This window comes from Mycolicibacter arupensis, from assembly GCF_002086515.1.
Taxonomy (GTDB): domain Bacteria; phylum Actinomycetota; class Actinomycetes; order Mycobacteriales; family Mycobacteriaceae; genus Mycobacterium; species Mycobacterium arupense.
Genome location: NZ_MVHH01000111.1, coordinates 1 through 1,339, shown reverse-complemented (window position 1 = coordinate 1,339; position 1,339 = coordinate 1). Strand labels below are relative to the sequence as shown.

Sequence of the window (1,339 nt, the reverse complement as noted above, 5' to 3'; positions counted from 1 at the left end):
CGTTGACTCTGCTCAGTGTGATTCTGGGGAGGTCTGACGCGGTGTGTCTTCGTGACGGTGGCTGCGTTGGGTGGTTGGTTCTGGATCACTCGGGTGTCTGACTCAGACTCTGCGTGCCACTTTCGGGTTGGCTTTTGGGCGTTGCGTCGACGCTCGGGTGTGAAAGGACCGGTCGACGTGGCCTGATAGGAGCGTGGCACCGCCCCCACTGAGCTATGTCCGCCGACCGGTCCAACCTCGATGCATCCCTTCACAGTTGCAAGGAGGCAACCATCATGGTTGTTGTTGGAGCCGATACGCACAAGCGCAGTCACACGTGCGTCGCCGTCGACGAGGTCGGCCGCAAACTCGCCGAGAAGACCGTGAGCGCCACCGGCGCTGGTCACGGCGAGCTGATCGAGTGGGCACGCGGGAACTGGGGCACCGACGTGCTCTGGGCGGTGGAAGACTGCCGCAACATGTCCGGGCGTCTCGAGCGTGACCTGACGGCTGCTGGTTACGAGGTGGTTCGGGTGCCCACCAAGATGATGGCCAAGGCACGGGCATCTGCGCGTACTCGCGGCAAGTCTGACCCGATCGATGCCTTAGCCGTCGCCCATGCGGCATTACGTGAACCCGACCTGCCCAGAGCCACGTACGACGAGGCCGCTCGGGAGATGAAACTGCTGGTAGACCGTCGCGAGATGCTGGTTCGTCAGCGCACCGAGACGATCAACTCACTACGCGAGCGAATCCACGGTCTTGCTCCCGAGTACACGGCCGGCCCGCTGGATCGCCCCAAACATCAGCAGGCCCTGGGTGAGTGGCTGGGTATCCAAGACGGCCTGGTTGCGGAGTTGGCTCGCGACGAGTTGGCTGACATTCGTCGGCTCACCGACGCCATCAACGCCCTCGCGACCCGTATTCAGGGACGCGTCGAAAACCTCGCGCCCACCCTGCTGGAGCTGGCGGGTTGTGGAGCATTGACGGCAGCAAAAATCCTCGGTGAGACCGCCGGGGTCACCCGGTTTCGCAGTGAGGCGGCTTTTGCCTGTCACACCGGCACCGCCCCGATTCCCGTGTGGTCAGGCAGCACCACCGGCCAGGTCCGGCTCAACCGCTCGGGAAACCGTCAACTCAACGCCGCCCTGTATCGCATCGCGCTGACCCAGACCCGAATCGCTGGTCGCGGCCAGGACTACTACCGCCGCAAGATCACCGAAGGAAAGACCACCCGAGCCGCACTACGTTGCCTCAAACGCCACATCGCTCGTGAGGTCTACCGCCGCCTGCATACCGACCACGAAGTCCGCCAAAACCCCGACCTACCAATCGCTGCTTGACATAGGAGCAACGTCCA

Annotated in this window: 1 protein-coding gene; it reads left to right on the top strand. The window is 63.5% G+C overall.

From position 1 onward, the window contains the following. Positions 1 to 275: 275 nt before the first annotated feature. The gene (locus BST15_RS20890) at positions 276 to 1,322 is read left to right on the top strand and encodes an IS110 family RNA-guided transposase (RefSeq protein WP_046191552.1); all 1,047 of its coding nucleotides are present in this window, start codon (positions 276 to 278) and stop codon (positions 1,320 to 1,322) included. Positions 1,323 to 1,339: the final 17 nt, after the last annotated feature.

What these genes read in the sequence shown, in the direction of transcription:
- BST15_RS20890 (WP_046191552.1), top strand. Translation starts at nt 276, where the DNA reads ATGGTTGTTGTTGGAGCCGATACGCACAAGCGCAGTCACACGTGCGTC.